The organism is Sphingopyxis sp. A083, from assembly GCF_001468495.1.
GTDB classification, from domain to species: domain Bacteria; phylum Pseudomonadota; class Alphaproteobacteria; order Sphingomonadales; family Sphingomonadaceae; genus Sphingopyxis; species Sphingopyxis terrae.
Genome location: NZ_LNSK01000007.1, coordinates 114,924 through 134,068 on the forward strand (window position 1 = coordinate 114,924; position 19,145 = coordinate 134,068).

The 19,145-nt window shown below is 64.4% G+C and carries 20 protein-coding genes; 10 read left to right on the plus strand and 10 right to left on the minus strand.

Annotation, left to right across the window (positions count from 1 at the left end; translation table 11 throughout):
* The first annotated feature begins 122 nt into the window (after positions 1-122).
* The 9 genes from ATE59_RS13130 to ATE59_RS13170 all read left to right on the plus strand — a co-directional run bounded on the left by ATE59_RS13130 (position 123) and on the right by ATE59_RS13170 (position 7,374).
* Positions 123-980, plus strand: coding sequence for a helix-turn-helix domain-containing protein (locus ATE59_RS13130; protein ID WP_058812752.1), 858 nt, complete (start codon positions 123-125; stop codon positions 978-980).
* A 364-nt stretch (positions 981-1,344) separates the two neighbouring features.
* The gene (locus ATE59_RS13135; protein ID WP_058812753.1) at positions 1,345-1,830 is read left to right on the plus strand and encodes an SUF system Fe-S cluster assembly regulator; all 486 of its coding nucleotides are present in this window, start codon (positions 1,345-1,347) and stop codon (positions 1,828-1,830) included.
* Between the two features lie 4 nt (positions 1,831-1,834).
* Positions 1,835-3,322, plus strand: a complete 1,488-nt coding sequence (sufB, locus tag ATE59_RS13140) for a Fe-S cluster assembly protein SufB (protein WP_058812754.1) — start codon at positions 1,835-1,837, stop codon at positions 3,320-3,322.
* A 56-nt stretch (positions 3,323-3,378) separates the two neighbouring features.
* Complete coding sequence (locus ATE59_RS13145) at positions 3,379-3,702, plus strand: hypothetical protein (RefSeq protein WP_058812755.1); 324 nt, start codon at positions 3,379-3,381, stop codon at positions 3,700-3,702.
* Positions 3,703-3,710: 8 nt separating this feature from the next.
* Complete coding sequence (gene sufC / locus ATE59_RS13150) at positions 3,711-4,454, plus strand: Fe-S cluster assembly ATPase SufC (RefSeq protein ID WP_058812788.1); 744 nt, start codon at positions 3,711-3,713, stop codon at positions 4,452-4,454.
* 109 nt (positions 4,455-4,563) lie between these two features.
* On the plus strand, positions 4,564-5,295 hold the full coding sequence (locus ATE59_RS13155; RefSeq protein WP_058812756.1) for a SufD family Fe-S cluster assembly protein: 732 nt from the start codon (positions 4,564-4,566) through the stop codon (positions 5,293-5,295).
* A gap of 38 nt (positions 5,296-5,333) precedes the next feature.
* Complete coding sequence (locus ATE59_RS13160) at positions 5,334-6,536, plus strand: aminotransferase class V-fold PLP-dependent enzyme (RefSeq protein WP_156416788.1); 1,203 nt, start codon at positions 5,334-5,336, stop codon at positions 6,534-6,536.
* Complete coding sequence (locus tag ATE59_RS13165; RefSeq protein ID WP_058812757.1) at positions 6,533-7,003, plus strand: SUF system Fe-S cluster assembly protein; 471 nt, start codon at positions 6,533-6,535, stop codon at positions 7,001-7,003. The genes ATE59_RS13160 and ATE59_RS13165 overlap by 4 nt, the downstream gene beginning before the upstream one ends.
* Positions 7,003-7,374 carry a HesB/IscA family protein gene (locus ATE59_RS13170; RefSeq protein ID WP_058812758.1) on the plus strand — a complete coding sequence of 124 codons (372 nt, stop codon included), beginning with the start codon at positions 7,003-7,005 and terminating at the stop codon, positions 7,372-7,374. The genes ATE59_RS13165 and ATE59_RS13170 overlap by 1 nt, the downstream gene beginning before the upstream one ends.
* Positions 7,375-7,383: 9 nt before the next feature.
* Here ATE59_RS13170 and ATE59_RS13175 read toward each other — a convergent pair whose 3' ends face one another.
* Positions 7,384-8,100: an extensin-like domain-containing protein gene (locus tag ATE59_RS13175; RefSeq protein ID WP_231737358.1), complete on the minus strand. Its 717-nt coding sequence runs from the start codon at positions 8,098-8,100 to the stop codon at positions 7,384-7,386.
* A gap of 37 nt (positions 8,101-8,137) precedes the next feature.
* Complete coding sequence (locus ATE59_RS13180) at positions 8,138-9,529, minus strand: cytochrome P450 (protein ID WP_058812759.1); 1,392 nt, start codon at positions 9,527-9,529, stop codon at positions 8,138-8,140.
* 173 nt (positions 9,530-9,702) lie between these two features.
* Here ATE59_RS13180 and ATE59_RS13185 point away from each other — a divergent pair, with 173 nt between their 5' ends.
* Positions 9,703-10,593, plus strand: coding sequence for a hypothetical protein (locus ATE59_RS13185; RefSeq protein ID WP_058812760.1), 891 nt, complete (start codon positions 9,703-9,705; stop codon positions 10,591-10,593).
* Between the two features lie 24 nt (positions 10,594-10,617).
* Here ATE59_RS13185 and ATE59_RS13190 read toward each other — a convergent pair whose 3' ends face one another.
* The 8 genes from ATE59_RS13190 to ATE59_RS13225 all read right to left on the minus strand — a co-directional run bounded on the left by ATE59_RS13190 (position 10,618) and on the right by ATE59_RS13225 (position 19,145).
* Positions 10,618-11,937, minus strand: coding sequence for a dicarboxylate/amino acid:cation symporter (locus ATE59_RS13190; RefSeq protein WP_058812761.1), 1,320 nt, complete (start codon positions 11,935-11,937; stop codon positions 10,618-10,620).
* Positions 11,938-11,987: 50 nt separating this feature from the next.
* Positions 11,988-13,340, minus strand: coding sequence for a dicarboxylate/amino acid:cation symporter (locus tag ATE59_RS13195; protein ID WP_058812762.1), 1,353 nt, complete (start codon positions 13,338-13,340; stop codon positions 11,988-11,990).
* 91 nt (positions 13,341-13,431) lie between these two features.
* Complete coding sequence (locus ATE59_RS13200) at positions 13,432-15,222, minus strand: SLC13 family permease (RefSeq protein ID WP_058812763.1); 1,791 nt, start codon at positions 15,220-15,222, stop codon at positions 13,432-13,434.
* Positions 15,223-15,229: 7 nt separating this feature from the next.
* Complete coding sequence (gene aroC / locus ATE59_RS13205) at positions 15,230-16,306, minus strand: chorismate synthase (protein WP_058812764.1); 1,077 nt, start codon at positions 16,304-16,306, stop codon at positions 15,230-15,232.
* Positions 16,303-16,677, minus strand: coding sequence for a VOC family protein (locus ATE59_RS13210; protein WP_058812765.1), 375 nt, complete (start codon positions 16,675-16,677; stop codon positions 16,303-16,305). The genes aroC and ATE59_RS13210 overlap by 4 nt, the downstream gene beginning before the upstream one ends.
* Positions 16,678-16,718: 41 nt before the next feature.
* Entirely contained in the window at positions 16,719-17,249 is a 531-nt protein-coding gene (locus tag ATE59_RS13215; protein WP_231737360.1) for a GNAT family N-acetyltransferase, read from the minus strand.
* Positions 17,242-18,066: an enoyl-ACP reductase FabI gene (gene fabI / locus ATE59_RS13220; RefSeq protein WP_058812766.1), complete on the minus strand. Its 825-nt coding sequence runs from the start codon at positions 18,064-18,066 to the stop codon at positions 17,242-17,244. The genes ATE59_RS13215 and fabI overlap by 8 nt, the downstream gene beginning before the upstream one ends.
* A gap of 2 nt (positions 18,067-18,068) precedes the next feature.
* Complete coding sequence (locus tag ATE59_RS13225) at positions 18,069-19,145, minus strand: YihY/virulence factor BrkB family protein (protein WP_003047960.1); 1,077 nt, start codon at positions 19,143-19,145, stop codon at positions 18,069-18,071.

Genomic DNA, 19,145 nt, shown 5'->3' on the forward strand with positions numbered 1-19,145 from the left:
ATCAAAATTGCGCCTTGACGCAGCCGGGCGTTCTGAAATTATGGCGGGGAAGCAACAGGCGGCAATAAAGCCACCGAAGGGTCGGTCTCGTCATGTCGGATACGTCAGCCTCATCCGGACAGATGAGCGGCGAGCAGCCGTTCGAGCTGCACTATTTTCCGCCCGATCCCGATCTGGCGGACATGGTGTCGAGCTTTTACTGTGCGCGCATCAACATGCCGCGCTTCGACGAATATGAGCGCGCCGACCGCCCGCAGTTTCGCTTCATCACCGTCGCCGACGGCGAATATGTCTTTTCGGACGGGCACAGCAGCGCGGTGCGGCGCGCCAATATCGTCGGGCCGACGAGCGGCCGCGTCCGCGCGATCAGCAACCGCCCGACGCGCATCTTCGGCTTCGGCATGCTGCCCGCCGGCTGGGCCGCGCTGATGGGCAGCCATGGCGAGAAACTGACCGATCGCGCGATCGACGCCGCCGATCTGTTCGGCGACTGGATCAACGAGGTTGCCGACGCGATACTGGGCGCCGCGAACGACGAAGAGCGGCTGATTATCGGTAATAATTTCGTCCGTGCGGTGCTGAAACAGACCGAGGCGCCCGCGATGTGGTTTATCCGCACCGTCGATGAATGGCTGACGCGATCGGCGTCGCCGCAGGTGCATGACCTGGTCGAAGCGACCGGCATGTCGATCCGCTCGGTCGAGCGGATGACCAAACATTATTACGGCCTGTCGCCGCGCATGCTGGCGCGCAAATATCGCGCCGTGCGCGCCGCGGCGGCGCTGGCGCGCGGCGAGACGCTCGACCAGGCGCAGCTTGGCGACGCCTTTTACGACCAGTCGCACCTGATCCGCGAGATCAAGCGCTTCGCCGGGGCAACCCCGGGACAGCTCGGCAAGCCGACGCTTTATACCGAGGCGACGACGAAGGGCCGCAAACAGCTTGCGGGCAAGGTCAGCCCGATCGTTTCCGAAACCTGAGGCAGGAAGAAGCGGGCGGAGTGTGGCGGAGGCTCGCCCGCTTTTTCCAGATCTCGTCATCCCGGACTTGCTGATCCATTCGCCCTGCCCCACGACGGGACGGTCTTTTTCGGCGCCGAACGACGATTTGGCGTTTTGATACAATCGCGAATCAGACCCGCGACCTATCCGGAACCTGCGACCCAGAAGAGCTCTTCCTTTGACGAGGACTGAGACCTTCATCTCGGCACTCATTCGGCTCCGGCTGGATGGGTGCCTTTTTTTATTGCCGGTCCGCGACCTTGCGCCTAGGGCGCTCAGCGACTATCTAATTGGAACGAATTACTCCAATTAAGAATCATTCGCAGTTCCGCCGGAAAGAGCCATGCGCCTGTCCAACCTTGCCGATTATGCCGTCGTGCTGATGAGCGCCGCCGCGCGCCAGTGCGGATCGGTGCCGCTGCATGCGGCGATGCTGGCCGAACAGACGGGCATTCCCGGTCCGACGGCGCAGAAACTGGTGAGCGGCCTCGCCCGCGCCGGCCTGCTGGTGTCGACGCGGGGCACTGGCGGCGGCGTACGCCTTGCGCGGCCCGCAGCGGCGATCAGCATCGCCGATATTATCGAAGCCGTCGAAGGTCCGATCGCCCTCACCACTTGCGTCGAGGACGGTCGCCACGATTGCGCGCTCGAAGGCAATTGCCGCGTCAAGCCGCATTGGGGCGTCGTAAACAACGCCGTGCGCGGCGCGCTGGCACAGATCAGCCTCGCCAGCCTGAGCGGTGCCCCTGCGCCGGGCGCTGGACGTCCGGGCGACAGCGCCGGATTGCCCCCTCCAACGGCTCCCGCCTTCGCGGGAGCGACGAGTTAAGATTATGACCGATAACAGCGAAACCCCCGTCAAGGATCAGGCCGCCCGCGACGCCGCGCTGCGCGTTGCCGACTATGAGCATGGCTGGTCCTCGGCGATCGAGACCGACTTCGCGCCCAAGGGGCTCACCGAGGATACGGTACGCTTCATCAGCGCCAAGAAGAACGAGCCCGAATGGATGCTCGACTGGCGGCTGAAAGCGTTCCGCCACTGGCAAACGATGGAGACGCCCGACTGGGCGAAGCTCAACGTGCCGCCGATCGACTATCAAGACGCGTACTATTATGCAGCGCCCAAGGCGAAACCGAAGCTCGCGAGCCTTGATGAGGTCGATCCCGAGATTCTGGAGGTCTACAAGAAGCTCGGCATCCCGATCGAGGAGCAGAAGGTGCTCGCAGGGGTAGAGGGCGCGCGCAAGGTCGCGGTCGACGCGGTGTTCGACAGCGTCAGCGTCGCGACGACCTTCCGCGAGGAATTGAAGCGCGCTGGCGTGATCTTCCTCTCCATCTCCGAAGCGATCCGCGAATATCCCGAGCTGGTGAAGAAGTGGCTCGGCAAGGTCGTGCCGATGCACGACAATTATTTCGCGACATTGAACTGCGCGGTCTTCTCGGACGGGACGTTCGTTTACGTTCCCGAGGGCGTGCGCTGCCCGATGGAGCTCAGCACCTATTTCCGCATCAATGCCGAGAATACAGGGCAGTTCGAACGCACCCTGATCGTCGCCGACAAGGGCGCGTACGTCTCCTATCTCGAAGGCTGCACCGCGCCGATGCGCGACGAGAACCAGCTCCACGCTGCGGTGGTCGAACTGGTCGCGCTCGACGATGCCGAGATCAAATATTCGACCGTCCAGAACTGGTATCCGGGCAATGCCGAAGGCCTCGGCGGCATCTATAATTTCGTGACCAAGCGCGCGCTGTGCCAAGGCAAGCGCAGCAAGGTGTCGTGGACGCAGGTCGAAACCGGCAGCGCGATCACCTGGAAATATCCGAGCTGCGTGCTCAACGGCGACGACAGCGTCGGCGAATTTTATTCGGTGGCCGTCACCAACAATTTCCAGCAGGCCGACACCGGCACCAAGATGATCCACAATGGCAAGCGCACGCGCTCGACCATCGTTTCGAAGGGGATCAGCGCGGGCAAGTCGAACAACACCTATCGCGGCATCGTCCGCGTCGCGCCCAATGCCGAGGGTGTGCGCAACTTCACCCAGTGCGACAGCCTGCTCTTGAGCAGCACCTGCGGCGCACACACCGTGCCGTACATCGAAGTCCGCAATCCCACGGCGACCGTCGAGCATGAAGCGACGACGAGCAAGATCAGCGACGATCAGCTTTTCTATGCAATGCAGCGCGGGCTGGGGCAGGAAGAGGCGGTGGCGCTGATCGTCAACGGCTTTGCCAAGGAAGTGCTGCAGCAACTGCCGATGGAGTTCGCGGTGGAAGCGCAGAAGCTGCTGGGGATCAGTCTTGAGGGGAGTGTGGGGTGAGAGCGGCTTTCGCCCTTATTTTCCTTGTCGCCGCGTGTTCCGATGGCGAAGCCGAGATGCTGGCAGACATGTCGCTCTCGGAGCGCACATCTTACGAGGCAATCAAGACGTTCAACAACTGCATGCGACCGCACATCGCTTTGGCAAAGCGCGGGCCCGCTTTGTCTGATCGTCAAATTGACGAGTTCGGGCAGAAATGCCCCGTGGAGTTGGAACAGGTCGCTCAATCCATGGCTAAACGGCCACTGTCGAGTTTCCACGGATCGATCTCGAACGACGAGTGGATTCCCGATTTTGACGAGCGCCTTGCACATTATCGGAAATCATTTGCTGGCTCCTTCAGTTGCGAACTGCGCCCCGGCGGCTGTCCGGTTCTATAGGAAATATGATGCTTAAAATCGAAAACCTCCATGCCACCGTCGCCGACAAGCCGATCCTTAAGGGTCTGTCGCTCGCCATCAATGCGGGCGAGATTCATGCGATCATGGGCCCCAATGGCGCGGGCAAGTCGACGCTCTCCTATGTGCTCGGCGGGCGACCGGGGTATGAGGTGACTGAGGGTTCGGCTACCTTCGACGGGCAGGATCTGCTCGAGATGGACCCGCACGAGCGCGCCGCCGCCGGCCTGTTCCTCGGTTTCCAGTACCCGGTCGAAATCCCCGGCGTGTCGAACGTCCAGTTCCTGCGCGAAGCGCTCAACGCGCAGCGCAAGGCGCGTGGGCAAGAACCACTGTCGGGCGGCGATTTCCTGAAGCTGGCGCGCGAGAAGGCGGGGCTGCTCAAGATGGACATGGACATGCTCAAGCGCCCGGTGAACGTCGGCTTTTCGGGCGGCGAGAAGAAGCGTAACGAGATGGTGCAGATGGGCATCCTCGACCCGAAGCTCGCGATCCTCGACGAGACGGACTCGGGCCTCGACATCGACGCGCTGCGCATCGTCGGCGACGGGATCAACGCGATCATGCGGTGCCCCGACAAGGCGGTGCTGCTGATCACCCATTATCAGCGCCTGCTCGATTATGTGCGGCCCGATTTCGTCCACGTCCTCGCGGCGGGCCGCATCGTCAAATCGGGCGGGCCCGAGTTGGCGCTTGAGCTTGAACGCGAAGGCTATGCGGAGATCGCGGCGTGAGCATCCGTACGCCCCTATCCTTTCATCGTCATGCCGGACTTGATCCGGCATCCACGACCGCGTGGACCCCGGATCAAGTCCGGGGTGACGAAGTTTTGGAGATCGCGGCTTGAGCGTGATCGCACTCCCCACTCGCCGCGACGAAGCGTGGCGCTATAGCGACATCGACGCGGTCGCAGCAGCTTGGCCGCTGCCCGCGCCCGAAAATATCGTCGTGCCCGCAGGCGGTGACTTCAAGCGCGCGATTGTGCAGGATTCGGGTGACATCCAGCAGATCGAGCTGGTGCTGGGCAAGGGCGCGACTGCGTCGCTGCACGTCCTCAACATCGGCGGTGCATATGGCCGCATCGAACTCGCCGTGACGCTCCACGAAGGCGCGGACTTCAATCTCGGCGCCGCGCAGATTGGCGGCGGCGAGCAGAATCTCGAGATCGTCACCACCGTCACCCACGCCGAGCCCGGTGCGACGTCGCGGCAGATGGTGCGCTCGGTCCTCGGTGGCACGGCAACCGGCACCTATCTCGGCAAAGTTGCGGTCGCGCGTGACGCGCAGCAGACCGACAGCGAACAGGATGTGAAGGCGATGCTGCTCGAGCGCAGCGCAACCGCCAATGCCAAGCCCGAACTCGAAATCTTCGCCGACGACGTCAAATGCGCGCATGGCTGCGCGATCGGCGAACTCGACGCGATGAGCCTTTACTATCTTCAGTCGCGCGGACTGCCCCCGGCCGAAGCGACGAAAATCTTGCTGCAGGCTTTCGTGGCCGGCGTTTTCGACGGCGCCGAGGATGAAGAGCAGTTACAGGCGCTCGCGCTCGCCAAGCTGGGGGAATTGGTGTGAGCAATCCCTCCTCTCCATTCGCATCGAGCGAGGTCGAGATGCCCATCGGTAGCGCTCGCCTTCGGCGTGTCTCGACTTCGCTCGACACGAACGGGATTAGAGATCAGTTTCCCGGCCTGACGCCCGGCTGGCACTATCTCGACACCGCCGCGACCGCACAAAAGCCGCAGGCCGTCATCGACGCGACGGTAAACGCGATGGGCCGTGACTATGCGACCGTGCACCGCGGCGTCTATGCGCGCTCGGCCGACATGACGCTCGCCTATGAGGCGGCACGGCGGCGGATCGCGGGCTTCATCGGCGCGAAGGAGGATCAGATTGCCTTCGTGCGCGGCGCGACCGAGGCGATCAATCTTGTCGCTTACGCGCACCCTAAGAAGGGGTGCGTGCTGCTCTCCACGCTCGAGCATCACAGCAATATCGTACCGTGGCAGCTTGCCGGCTGGCAGGTCGATGTCTGCCCGCTAACCGCCGACGGCTGCATCGACTTGGACGCCGCCGAAAAGCTGCTTACTCCAGACCACACCATGGTCGCCTTTGCGCATGTCTCGAACGTGCTCGGCAGCCCGCTCGACGTAGCGCGCGCCGCCGAAATCGCGCACCGCGTCGGGGCGGAGTTGCTTATCGACGGCTGTCAGGCCGTACCGCGCCTGCCCGTCGATGTCGCCACGCTCGGCTGCGACTATTATGCCTTTTCGGGGCACAAGCTTTACGGACCGACCGGCATCGGTGTGCTGTGGAGCGACAAGCTCGACGCGCTGCCGCCGTGGCAGGGCGGTGGGTCGATGATCGACCGGGTGACGTTCGAAAGGACAACCTACGCACCCGCCCCCACCCGTTTCGAAGCCGGCACGCCCGCGATCATCGAGACACTGGGGCTCGCCGCGGCGGTCGATTATGTCGAAGCGATCGGTGTCGAGGCGATCCACGCGCATGAATGTGCGCTGGTCGGCAGTTTGCGCGAGCAGCTCGCCCGCAAGAACAGCGTCACGCTGTTCGGCCCCGACAGCAGCGCCGGGATCGTCAGTTTCGCGATGGCGGGGGTTCATCCGCACGACATCGGCACTATCTTGGACGAAAGCGGGGTCGCGATCCGCGCCGGGCATCATTGCGCGCAGCCGCTGATGGCGCATCTGGGCGTACCGGCGACCGCCCGCGCGAGCTTCGGGCTCTACAGCAATGCAGACGATGTGACGGCGCTGGTCGAAGGATTGGCGCGCGTCGAGAGGATTTTCGGATGAGCGAAGAAAACAGCATCAGGATCGAGGAAGTGGAAAGCGTCGCGCCGCCGCCCAAGGCGCGCGTCGAGGATGCAGAAACCGCGCCCGAGAAGCTGGAGCGCAAGCGCGATTATCTGGAGGGCTTTCTGGCCGCCAAGCCCGCCCCGGTCGACCCGCACGGCGTCGGCGGCGACCTGTACGAAGCCGTCGTCGCGGCGCTCAAGGATATTTACGATCCGGAAATTCCGGTGAATATCTATGACCTTGGCCTGATCTACAATGTCGAGATCGACGAAGGCCATGTCGTCGTCACCATGACGTTGACCACCCCGCACTGCCCCGTCGCCGAATCGATGCCCGGCGAGGTCGAGCTGCGCGTCGGCGCGGTGCCCGGCGTCGGCGATGCCGAAGTGAACCTTGTCTGGGATCCGCCCTGGTCGCCCGCCAATATGAGCGACGAGGCGCGGCTCGAATTGGGAATGCTGTGATGACTGAAGCCAAGACACCCGAGAAGACGCGGACAGCCCGCCCCGCAGCCGTCACGCTGACGCCCGGCGCCGAAGCGCGCATCGCAAAGCTGATGGCGGCCGCGCCAGACGGCGCGATCGGGGTCAGGCTGTCGACGCCGCGGCGCGGCTGTTCAGGCCTTGCCTATTCGGTCGACTATGTGACCGAAGAGCAGAAATTCGACGAGAAAATCGAAACGCCCGGCGGCGTGTTTTACATCGACGGCGCGTCGGTACTCTATCTGATCGGCAGCACCATGGACTGGGTAGAGGATGATTTCGCAGCGGGTTTCGTATTCGAGAACCCCAACGCCAAGGGCGCGTGCGGCTGCGGCGAAAGCTTTACGGTCTGACGGTCGATATTAGCGGCAGACCGTCCACCCCGCCGTCCGCGCCGCCATATCGAGGTGGAAATGGTCGGCGTGCGCCCGGTTATAATCGGGCGACAGCAGCGTACTGAACAGCCCACACGACCGATCGCGCACCGCGTGCAGGAAAGCTCCTTTAGCACCGCGATCGTCCCAGTCGGCACGCAGCGCCACACGCGTCCCGTCAGCAAGGATGAAGGCCGAAATGTCGATTGCATTGGCGGTCGAATGTTCGCTTTGCGCCTGTCGTCCGGCGATTTTTCGGCAATTATAGCTGCCCAGATTTTCAAGGCCGACAACCTTCTGTCCGAAATGATCCTGCGCCGCGGGCTGAACCACATCGCGCGTCCATAGCGCCAGCGCCGCGGTCACGGCGCAGCCGGGTGCGGCGTTCGCGGGACGCATCGAGGGGACAAGGCGATTGCCGGCAAGAATCATCCGCTGGCTCGCGCGGCATTGCCCCGCGCCGATCGCTGGGCGCCGCGCGTATCGCTCGCCCGCGCGGTCGAACACCGCAAAACAGGCCTCATCCTCGCCCGCCAGCCGCACGAGCTTGCGATGCGTTGCCCAGCCCCTCGGCTGCGCGAGGTCGAAGGGCGCAAAGGGATCATGTTCGGGATGCGCGCGCAGCCACATCATCGCGCGCATTGCAACGATGCTGAGCAAAATCATCACGCCGAAGCCGACAAGGTAGGTGCGGAAAGCTGTCACTACCGCAGGGTGGGGCACCGCGCCCTGCGGAGCAAGATCAGAGCGGATCGAAGGTGACCGTCAGCCCGTCTTTCGGGCGCGGGATCGGCCACATGTGCCAGTCGGGGGCATAACCGTCGGCGATACGGATGCGATGCGTCGTCAGCACATGGTGGAAGAAGATTTTCGCCTGCATATAGGCGAAGTGCAGCCCCAGGCACATGTGCGCGCCGCCGCCGAAGGGAACCCATGCATATTTGTGGCGGCCCCGCACCGCGTCGGGCGCGAAGCGCAGCGGGTCGAAGCGTTCGGGGTCGGGCCAATATTCGGCCATCATATGCGTATAGCTCGGGTTGATCCCGACATTGGTGCCGGCGGGAATATGGTAGCCGCCGAATTCGAAATCCCGGAGCGCGCGGCGCGGGATCGCGGGCACCGGCGGGATCAGCCGCAATGCCTCCTTGAACGCCATTTCGATCAGTTCAAGCTCGCCAAGGCTGTTGTGCCCCACGCCCTCGCCCGCCGGCGCGACGGCCAGCATTTCGTCGCGCAGCCGGTCCTGCCATTCGGGATGCCGGGCGAGCAGCCAGACGAGCGAGGTGATCGAACTGGTGATGGTGTCGTGCGCCGCCATCATCAGGAAATTCATGTGATCGACGATCGCCTCGACGCTGAGATATTCGCCGTCATCGTCCTTGGCGTGACAGATTTGGGTGAAAATATCCTCGCCTTCCGATGCCCGGCGTTCGGGCACCAGCCGCGTGAAATAATCGACCAGGAATTTGCGCCCCGCGACCCCGCGGCCCATGGCGGTGAAAGGCATCGGCACGCGTATGATGCCGATCGACGCCTGCACCATGTCGACGAACGCCTTGTTGATCCGTTCCGCCTCTGGCCCCCAGGGGATGCCGAGAAAGCTCGTCGCGGCCAAGTCGAGCGTGAGCTGCTTGATCGCCGGATAGAATTTGAAGCTCTTGCCGCTCCATGCGCCGATGCGGCTGCCGATACCCTCGTTCAATGCGCCGGCATAATGCCGCATCGGTTCGGGCTTGAAGGCAACCGACAGCGTCTTGCGGTCGGCGCGATGCTTTTCGAAGTCCATCAGCATCAAGCCGCGCGGGAACAGGAGGTTGAGCACCGGCCCCCACCCCTGTTCGGACGAGAAGATCTTTTCGCGATCGAACAGGACAAGCTCGTTCGCTTCGGGCCCGACGAGCGACACGCCGCGGCCGCCGAAGCTTTTGGCGCGATAGACCTTGCCGTGCTGCGCGACCATGCGGTTGGTGAAGCCGACCGGATCCTTGAGCTGCGCCAGCGTCGTGCCGAGCACGGGAATCCCGTCGTCGCCGGGAATATGATCGAGCGCGGTCTCCGCGTTGCGCGGCATCCAGTGCGCGGTCTCGGGTCCGAAGCGGCGTTCCGACCATTCGATCGTCGTGGGGGCATTCATCGCGGCAAATCCTTCATTTTGTACGATGTCGGCGCAGACTATCGGCTTACTGACATTGTTGCAAGTAAGTCTTATTCCGGCGCCGGCGACCATTCACCGCAAATTCAACTCGCTTCGTGCAGTTTCGATTCCGATATGGCGCCTCCATCGCTGCGCCAAGGAAGGATGGCATCATGCCCAACAGCCTCAAAAAGCCCCTCTCCCTCGCTCTCGGCGCCCTCGCCACCGCGACGCTCGGCGGCTGCTACTATGACGGCGATCTCTATGGCCCGAGCTATGCCTCGGCGGGGGTCTGCGCCAACGACTATTACGACTATGATCCCTATGCCTATTCGGACGGCTATGGCTACGACTGTTACGATCCGACCGATTATAGCGGCGGCTTCGTCCAGATCGGTTTCGGCGGCGGCTGGTACGACAATTATTATTACCCCGGCTACGGCATGTGGATGTTCGACAATTATCGCAACCGCTACCCGCTGCGCGGCCAGTATCTGAACTATTGGGGCGGGCGCCGCGCCTGGTGGAAGCATCGCGGCGACCGCGGCGACGGCCACTGGCAAGGCCGCCCGCCGTCGAGCGGCGGCGATCACGGCGGACGCCCCCATCGCCCCGGCGGCTGGCAGGGGCATGATCGGGACGGCGACGGCCAGCATGGGACGCGCCCGCCCGGCGGTCGGCCCGGCGCCGGTACCCCGCCGACCAGCGGCAACCCGGGACGCCCCGATCGCGGTCCGGGCGTCATCCGCCCGCGTCCACCGGTGGGCAGCACCCCGACGCGCCCCTCAGGCGATCCCGTCACGGCGCCGTCGCGGCCTACGCGCGGTCCCGGCGTCCTCCGCCCGCGGCCCGCGCCTTCGGGTGAATGGACCGGAAACCGGCAGCGCCCGTCCCCGGTCGTCAATACGCCGCCTGCAACCAGTGCGGCTCCCGCGCCACAGCGACCCGCACCCGCCGTGCGAACGCCGCCGCCGCCTGCGGCAAGTGCACCGCCGGCGCGATCCTCCCGCGATGCGCCGCGCCCTAGCCGCGGCGACAGATCGGGACACGTTCGCGAAAACTGACCGGCGCCGGGCGGCCGGGACGTATCAGGCCGGTGATGGCCGCGCTTCGTCCTTCGTGCCCGCCGACACCACGGTCGCCGCAACAAGGTCGCCGATCACGTTGAGCGTCGTGCGGCACATGTCGAGGAAGCGGTCGACGCCGAGCACGAGACCGATCCCTTCGGGCGGCACCCCGACCGAGGCGAGGATGAGCGCGATTACCGGCAGCGACCCCGCCGGCACCCCCGCGGTGCCGATACCGCCGAGGATGCAGACGAGCATCACCATCAGCTGCTGCTGAAGCGTCAGGTCGATGCCGAAGAATTGTGCAAGAAAGATCACGGTCACGCCTTCGAACATGGCGGTGCCGTTCTGGTTTGCGGTGGCGCCGAGCGTCAGCACGAAGCGCGCCACCCGGTCGGGCAGGCGCAGCCGGTCGTGCGCAACGCGCAGCGCGGTGGGCAGCGTCGCGTTCGACGACGATGTCGCGAAGGCCATCACGAACGCTTCCTGCGTCTGACGGAAGAAGGCCGTCGGCGACTTGTTCGCAAGCAGCCGCAACATCACCGGAAAGACGATGAACATCTGGAGCCCGAGCGCCAGCAGCACGACCCCGACATAAGCCGACAGGCGCACCATCAGATCCCAGCCGAACTGCGCGGCAAGATTGAACATGAAACAGAAGATGGCGATCGGTGCGAGGCGGATGACGAGGCCGATCAGCTTCATCGACACTTCGAACACACCCTCGATCGCGGTCTTGAGGGCCGCCGTCTGCGGCGTCCGGACAAGCATCAGGCCAATACCGAAGAAGAGCGCGAAGAACATCACGGCGAGCACATCATTCTCGCTCATCGCGCCGATGAAATTGCTCGGCACGATCGCAACGAGCGCATCCATCCCCGACTTCGCCTCGCCCGCGCGGTCGGTAATCGCCCTGGCGCCCTCCGCGCCCTCGGCGATCAGATTCCGGGCCAGCGCCGGATCGACCCCCGCCCCGGGCTGGATGAGATTGACGAGCAGCAGGCTGATCGCGACGGCAATCGACGAGACGACGACCGTGTAGAGCAGCGTCCGGATGCCCACCGATTTCAACGCCCGCATCTCGCCCATTTCGGCGACGCCGACGATCAGCGCCGACACCAGCAGCGGGATCACGAGCATGAACAGCAGGCGCAGGAAAATCTGGCCGATCGGACCGGTGACGTAAGTCGTCGCACTGTCGACCCAGCCGGCGCCCGCCGCACCATAATGCGCGGCAAGTCCGGCGATCAGGCCGCCGACGAAACCGAACAGCATACGCCATTGCAATTGCTTGGCGCGCGCCTCCTCATCCCCGCCGGGCGGGGCTTTGGTTTCGGTCATGGCTCAGCTCCTTGCGCGCCCGTGGGTGGGAGCGGCCGAAAAGCTGGGCGTCAGGCGCGGTCGGCCGGGGGCGTGGTCCTATCCTCGACCATATCTTCCTGAAGGTCCAGCCCCCGCATCCCGTGATGCGACGTATGCGCCGGTGCATGCGGACGGTCGTCGAACGCCGGATCCTCGACCTCCAGCATGCCTTCCCATTTGGTGATGACGCTGGTCGCCACCGCATTGCCGACGACGTTGGTCGCGGTGCGCCCCATGTCGAGGAACTGGTCGATCGCGAAGACGAGCGCGACGCCCTCGACCGGAAGGTCGAACATGGCGAGCGTCGCGGTGATGACGACCAGGCTGGCGCGCGGCACTGCCGCAATGCCCTTCGACGACACCATCAGGGTCAGCAGGATCAGGATCTGCGTCGTGATCGACAGTTCGATGCCATAGGCCTGCGCGATGAAGATGGTCGCGAAGCTTGCGTACATCATCGACCCGTCGAGGTTGAAGCTGTAACCGAGCGGCAGCACGAAGCCCGAGATGCGGCGCGGCACCCCGAAGCGGTCGAGCTGTTCGAACAGCTTCGGCATCGCGGCTTCGGACGAGGCGGTCGAGAAGGCGATCAGGATCGGTTCGCGGATATAACGGATCAGTTCGACGATCCGCTTGCCGAGGAAGATCGCCCCGATGCCGAGCAACAGCGCCCACAGTACGACGAGCGACATGTAGAATCCGGTGAGCAGTTCGGCGTAGGTCGCAAGGATGCCGAGCCCATATTGTGCTACCACCTTGGCGAGCGCACCGAACACCGCGAGCGGCGCGAGGCGCATGACATAGCCGGTGATCTGGAGCATCAGCTCGGCGAGCGCCTCGGCCCCGCGGACGAGCGGCGCGCCCTTCTCGCCGATCGCCGACAGGCCAACGCCCGCGAACAGCGCAAAGACCAGAATCTGGAGGACGTTATTTTCGCCCATTGCGGCGACGATATTCTTGGGGAAAATATGTTCGACAAATTCGAACAGGTCGAGTTTCTTGACCTCGCCGACTTCGGCCGCCGAATGGGCGCCGACGGTCAGATGCAGCCCGGCGCCCGGTTCGAGCACATTGACCATGATCAGGCCGAGGCTGATCGAGATCAGGCTGGCGATGATGAACCACGAAATGGCGCGGACCCCGATGCGGCCGAGCGCCGAGCTGTCGCCCATATGCGCGATCCCCGCGATCAGCGTGCCCAGGATCAGCGGCGCAACCAGCATCTTGATCAGATTGAGGAAAATATTGGCGAGCATCGAAAAGCCGCGCAGCCAATTATCGAAGGCCTCGCTGCCCGCGGGAACCATAACGCGCACCAGATAGCCGGCGACGACCCCCAGAACCATGCCGATCAAAATGTAGATTGTGAGGCGTTTCGCCATCAATTCGCTCCCCTGTTCCGGTCCCCGCCGAATGTAAATGGGGGGCCTAACAGCCCGGTGCCCGCGGAGCAATCGCCAGAATCTTCAGAGCCTACACAAGAAAAGTAATGGCTGCGCAGGTCGCGGCGCCAACGGCAAGCGTCAGCGGAATGCCCGCGCGGAAAAAGTCGATGAAGCGGTAATTGCCCGCCGCATAGACCAGCGTGTTCGTCTGATAGCCGATAGGTGTGGCGAAGCTGGCCGATGCGGCAAACATGACTGCGATCACCAGTGGATAGGGATCGACCCCCAATTGCCGCGCCACCGCGATCGCCAGCGGCGTCACCAGAATGGCGACCGCGTTGTTGGTGACGATTTCGGTGAGCAGCACCGACAGGATATAGGTCGCAACGACCAGCCCCCACGGCGGTACGCTGCGCAGCAACGGCGTCAGTTCGCCGACGACCAGTTCGACGCTACCCGAATTTTCGAGCGCCAGCCCGACCGCGAGCATCGCGAAGATCAGGACAAGGACATTGCCATCGATCGAATCCCACGCCTCGTCGGCGTCGATGCAGCGCGTCACCAGGATCAGCCCGACCCCGATGATCGCGGCGACGCCTATGTCCATCACATTGAACGTCGCCAGCAGGATGACGCCGACGAGCGCGCCGATGGCGATCGGCGCCTTGTTGCGGCGAAACTCGCGCTCGCTGGTCGATCCGACGCCATAGAGGTGCGGATGGCCATAGAGCTGTTCGATCTGGTCCGCCGGCCCCGTTACCAGCACACGATCGATCGCCTGAACGCGCGCATTGGGGAGGTCGGGGCCCGGCGTCTTGCGAAAGCGCGCCATGCCGAGGATGCGGACCTTGAGCGACGAGAGAAACGGTATTTCGATCAGCCGCCGGCCGATCGCCGGGTGGCTGGGAGCGATCATCGCCTCGACGATCGCCTCGTCATTCTGGTCGGCATTGTCGTGCCCGGCGGTCAGGCCGATGGCGACATTCTTGTTCGCCCGCAGCGACAGGAGTTCGGCAAGCTCAAGCCGCAGGACGAGGCGGTCGTCGGGCTCCAATATATCGTCGGCAAGGTTCGACCGGCGCAGCGTCGCACCGCGCTTCATCGCGACGAGCTTCACATTGGCGCGCTTGACGAAGGGCACGTCGCCGACACGCCGCCCGACCAGATTGCCGTCCTTCAGGATGCGCACTTCGGAGAGGAAGGTGCGATGTTCCTGGCTGAGCGCGATCTGCGACGGCGAATCGTCGGGCAGAAAGCGGCGCGCGATCAGCAGCAGCGCCAGCGTGCCCGAAACCCCCGCAACAAGCCCGACCGGGGTGATGGTGAAGATGCCGAAGCGATCGAGGCCATTATCCTGCGCCACCGCGGCGACGAGCAGGTTGGTAGAGGTGCCGATGAGCGTCGTCGTGCCGCCGAGGATGCAGACGAAAGACAGCGGCATCAGCAGCCGCTTGGCGCTGATCCCCAGCGCGCTCGCCAGCTTGAGCATGATCGGGATCATCACGACCACGACCGGCGTGTTGTTGAGGAAGGCCGAGGCGACATAGACGCCGAGGAACATCTCCGCGAGCGCGAGCTTCGGGTGCCGCTGCGCCCGCGCGATGATGCGGTTCGCGATCGCGTCGAGCGTGCCGGTGCGCAGCAAGGCGCCCGACAGGATGAACATCGCGCCAATCGTCACTGGCGCCGAATTGGAAAAGACCGAAAACAGATCCTTGCCCGACAGGATGCCGAGGAAGAGGAAGGTGCAGGTGCCGAGGATCGCGACGACGGTCGCCGGGAAGCGCTCCATCACGAAGCCGACGAACATCAGGGCGAGCACGACAAGGCCGATGATCGCCTGATGCTGGGCGATGAAGGCCTGCGCCGCGGCGATCATTCGGCGACTATCCGCACTGCGCGCGCTGGAGCAGCTTGTGATCGGCGAGGACGAGCGCCATCATCGCTTCGACCACCGGCGCACCGCGGATACCCACGCAGGGATCGTGGCGCCCCTTGGTGATGATGTCGGTCGCCTCGCCCGCCTTGTTCACCGTCGGCACGGGGGTCAGGATCGAACTGGTCGGCTTGAACGCGACGCGGACGACGACGGGCTGGCCGGTCGAGATGCCCCCGGCAATGCCGCCGGCATTGTTCGAGAGGAAATCGGGGCGGTTGCTGCCGTCGCTCGCGGGTCGCATCGGATCGGCATTTTCCTCGCCGCGCAGCCGCGCCGCGCCGAAGCCCGCACCGATTTCGACGCCCTTGACGGCATTGATACCCATCATCGCAGAGGCGAGGTCGGCATCGAGCTTGGCATAGATGGGCGCGCCCCAGCCGGCGGGAACGCCACTCGCCGCGCATTCGATCACCGCGCCGAGCGAGCTGCCCGACTTGCGCGCGGCGTCCATCAGCCCTTCCCAGCGCTGCGCCGCGGCCGGATCGGGACAGAAAAAGGGATTGCGATCAATCTCTTCGAGATCGAAGTTCGCAGGGTCGATCGCATCGCCGCCGATTTCGGCGACCCACGCATGGATCTGCACCTCTGGCAGGATCAGCCGCGCGACCCCGCCGGCCGCAACGCGCGCGGCGGTCTCACGCGCGCTCGACCGTCCGCCACCGCGATAGTCGCGGATGCCATATTTGGCGTCATAGGCATAATCGGCGTGGCCGGGGCGATAGGCCTGGGCAATCTCCCCATAATCCTTCGACCGCTGGTCGACATTCTCGATCATCAGGCTGATCGGCGTGCCGGTGGTCTTGCCCTCGAACACTCCCGACAGGATGCGCACCTGATCGGGCTCCTGCCGCTGCGTCGTGTGCCGCGACTGGCCGGGGCGCCGCTTGTCGAGCCAGGGTTGAAGATCGGCTTCGGACAGCGCGAGGCGCGGCGGGCAACCATCGACCACCGCGCCGAGCGCCGGCCCGTGGCTTTCGCCCCAGGTGGTGAAGCGCAGAACGCGACCGAAGCTGTTGAAACTCATGTGCGCGGCGTCCTGTCCATGAACTCGATGCGGTTGCCGAAGGGATCTTCGGTGAAAAAACGGTAACGCCCCTCGACGGGGCTGTCATCCTTCGTCGGATGACCATGCGCCTCGACCCGTGCGCGCAACGCGTCGAGCGCGTCGGTGGCGAGCGCGACATGCGCCTTTCTGGCAGGCCGGAAATCGCCCTCGACCCCCAGATGCAATTGCCGGTCGCCGAGCGCGAACCAGCAGCCGCCGCGCGCCGTCATGTCGGCGGGCTTGGGCAATTCGGCGAGGCCCAATAGCGCGCCGTAAAAGGCGCGCGCCTGCGCTTCGCCGCCCATCGGCATGGCGATCTGGACATGATCGAGGGCGAGCGCGAAATCCATGCCCCGCCGATGGCGGGAATCGCGCCGCAATTCAAGCGCGCTCAGCCCATCCGCGCAAAGGCAGGGGCATAATCGGCCCGGCCCGCGACCGGCCAGACGGCCGCCGGATCGAGCATCATCGCCATCAGATGCTCGCCCGCGAACGGCGACGCGAAGCGCGCCGCAAGATCGGCGGAAAAGCCAAAGCGCGTGTAGTAGGCCGGATCGCCAAGCACGACGCACAACGCGATCTCCTGATCGCGCAGCGCCGCCAGCCCCTCGCGGATCAACATGCCGCCAACGCCCTGCCCCTGCCAATCGGGAAGCACGGCCACCGGCGCGAGTCCGGCCGCAGCAAGAGGCCGGCCGTCCGCGACCGCGCTCATGCGACTGAAGAGGATATGCCCGGCGACCGTACCGGCGCACTCGGCAACGAGCGAAACAAGCGCATCGCCATCGGCCTCGACCAGCGCTACGAGTTCGGCCTCACCCTGATAGCCAAAGTCTGTTGCGGCGAAAGCTGCGCGATGCAGCGCCGCGATTGCCGCCGCGTCCGTCGCACGGGCGCGGCGGACCGCGATCGCATCAGGCAAGCGCGATGTCCGGCGCGTCTTCCTGCTTCATGCCGATGGTGTGGTAGCCCGCATCGACATGATGCGTTTCGCCGGTGACGCCCGTCGACAGGTCGCTGAGCAGATAGAGCGCCGAGCCGCCGACATCGTCGATCGTCACATTGCGGCGCAGCGGCGCATTATATTCGTTCCACTTCAGGATCAGGCGGAAATCGCCGATTCCGCTCGCCGCCAGCGTCTTGATCGGTCCCGCCGAGATCGCGTTGACGCGAATGCCCTGCGGCCCATAGTCGTTGGCGAGATATTTGACGCTGGTTTCGAGCGCCGACTTCGCGACGCCCATCACATTGTAATGCGGAATGACCTTTTCTGCGCCATAATAGCTGAGCGTCAGCATCGCGCCGCCACCCTGCCCCGTTTCGGGATCATAGGGCGTCATCATCGCCGCCGCGCGCTTGGCGACCGCAGTGAAGCTGTAGACGCTGATGTTCATGGTCATCAGAAAGTCTTCGAGCCCGACATCGGCATAGGCGCCGCGCAGCGCCTCCTTGTTGGTGTAGCCGATCGCGTGGACGATGAAATCGATCGTCGGCCAACGCGCCGCGAGCGTGGCAAAGGCCTGGTCGAGATTGGCCATGTCGCTGACGTCGCAATCGATCAGGAAATCGCAGCCGAGCTGGTCGGCGAGCGGCTTCACCCGCTTTTCCATCACCTCGCCCTGATAGGAAATGGCAAGTTCGGCGCCCTGCGCATGCAGGGCCTTCGCGATGCCCCAGGCAAGCGACTTGTCGTTCGCAAGCCCCATAATCAGCCCGCGCTTTCCCTTCATCAGACCCATATTTATTCTCCGGTCTTGTCGTTACCGACCACAATATCGTCGACGCGCCCAATAGCGTCGTGGCCCAAATCCTCAACCTCGACGAGCGCCGCGTTGAGTTCGGCGCCGATCACCATACCCAATCCGACGAGGTAGAAAAAGAACAGCGCGATCATGACGCCGGCAAGGCTGCCGTAGGTCGCGTCATAGCGGAACAGGCTGGCGAGCAAAGGCGGAAGCGCCAGAGTGACCGCCATCCACCACAGGGTGGTGAAGAGCGCGCCGGGCCATTTGGGAAATTGTCGCCCGCGATATTTCGACGGCGTCAGCGACAGGAAGAGAAAATAGATGGCGGCGAACAGCCCCAGCCCCGATACGCCGCGCGAAATGGCGACGACGCCCGCCGACTGATAGGCAGAGGGCAGGACGCGCTCGACGAACTGTTCGATGCCAACGATCAGCACCTGCATGCTGAACGAGATCAGCATCAGCACGACCGCGCCGGTGACGATGCCGATCGACACCAGCCGATAGTGGAAAAAGCCCTTGGAAAAATGGGTGCCGTAGGCGCGGCGCAAGATGTCGCGGATCGTTTCGATCAGGCTGCCGACGGTCCACAGCGCGACGAGCGCGCCGAGCCAGAGGAAAATGCCCGTCCGCGCGCTCATTACCTCTGCGATCGGCCCCGCGAGCGCGCGCGCAACCGATGGCGGCATCGTCGAAAAGACCGCTTCGATCGCCCGCTCGCTGCCATAAGCGCCGCCCACGAGACTGAGCACCGCAGCGAGCAGGATGAAGAAGGGAAAGAGCGCGATCAGCGCAAGATAGGCAAGATTTCCGGCGTGGATGAACCCGTCGGTGTAGGTGCCGACCACCACCCGGCGCGCGACGCGAAAGATGCGCGTCCCGGGGCCGAGCGTTTCGCGTCCGCGTTCGATGACGCCCTGCGCCCGCCCGCGCAGGTGCATGCGCTTGGCGCGCTCGGCGCGTGCCTCGGGCGAATGGGGCGAGTGGCCTTCGGCCAGAAATTCCCTGCCGACCTCTTCGGCTACCTGACGTTCGAGCGCTGCGGCGTCTTGCTGCCCGGGACGTTCAACCAC

Bases quoted from the DNA above. Each gene is read 5' to 3' on its own strand.
- ATE59_RS13135 (WP_058812753.1), top strand. From the start codon at position 1,345: ATGCGCCTGTCCAACCTTGCCGATTATGCCGTCGTGCTGATGAGCGCC.
- fabI (WP_058812766.1), bottom strand. From the start codon at position 18,066: ATGGGTCTGATGAAGGGAAAGCGCGGGCTGATTATGGGGCTTGCGAAC.
- ATE59_RS13185 (WP_058812760.1), top strand. From the start codon at position 9,703: ATGCCCAACAGCCTCAAAAAGCCCCTCTCCCTCGCTCTCGGCGCCCTC.
- aroC (WP_058812764.1), bottom strand. From the start codon at position 16,306: ATGAGTTTCAACAGCTTCGGTCGCGTTCTGCGCTTCACCACCTGGGGC.
- sufC (WP_058812788.1), top strand. From the start codon at position 3,711: ATGCTTAAAATCGAAAACCTCCATGCCACCGTCGCCGACAAGCCGATC.
- ATE59_RS13210 (WP_058812765.1), bottom strand. From the start codon at position 16,677: ATGGATTTCGCGCTCGCCCTCGATCATGTCCAGATCGCCATGCCGATG.
- ATE59_RS13130 (WP_058812752.1), top strand. From the start codon at position 123: ATGAGCGGCGAGCAGCCGTTCGAGCTGCACTATTTTCCGCCCGATCCC.
- ATE59_RS13180 (WP_058812759.1), bottom strand. From the start codon at position 9,529: ATGAATGCCCCCACGACGATCGAATGGTCGGAACGCCGCTTCGGACCC.
- ATE59_RS13145 (WP_058812755.1), top strand. From the start codon at position 3,379: ATGCTGGCAGACATGTCGCTCTCGGAGCGCACATCTTACGAGGCAATC.
- ATE59_RS13190 (WP_058812761.1), bottom strand. From the start codon at position 11,937: ATGACCGAAACCAAAGCCCCGCCCGGCGGGGATGAGGAGGCGCGCGCC.
- ATE59_RS13195 (WP_058812762.1), bottom strand. From the start codon at position 13,340: ATGGCGAAACGCCTCACAATCTACATTTTGATCGGCATGGTTCTGGGG.
- ATE59_RS13160 (WP_156416788.1), top strand. From the start codon at position 5,334: ATGCCCATCGGTAGCGCTCGCCTTCGGCGTGTCTCGACTTCGCTCGAC.
- ATE59_RS13200 (WP_058812763.1), bottom strand. From the start codon at position 15,222: ATGATCGCCGCGGCGCAGGCCTTCATCGCCCAGCATCAGGCGATCATC.
- sufB (WP_058812754.1), top strand. From the start codon at position 1,835: ATGACCGATAACAGCGAAACCCCCGTCAAGGATCAGGCCGCCCGCGAC.
- ATE59_RS13170 (WP_058812758.1), top strand. From the start codon at position 7,003: ATGACTGAAGCCAAGACACCCGAGAAGACGCGGACAGCCCGCCCCGCA.
- ATE59_RS13165 (WP_058812757.1), top strand. From the start codon at position 6,533: ATGAGCGAAGAAAACAGCATCAGGATCGAGGAAGTGGAAAGCGTCGCG.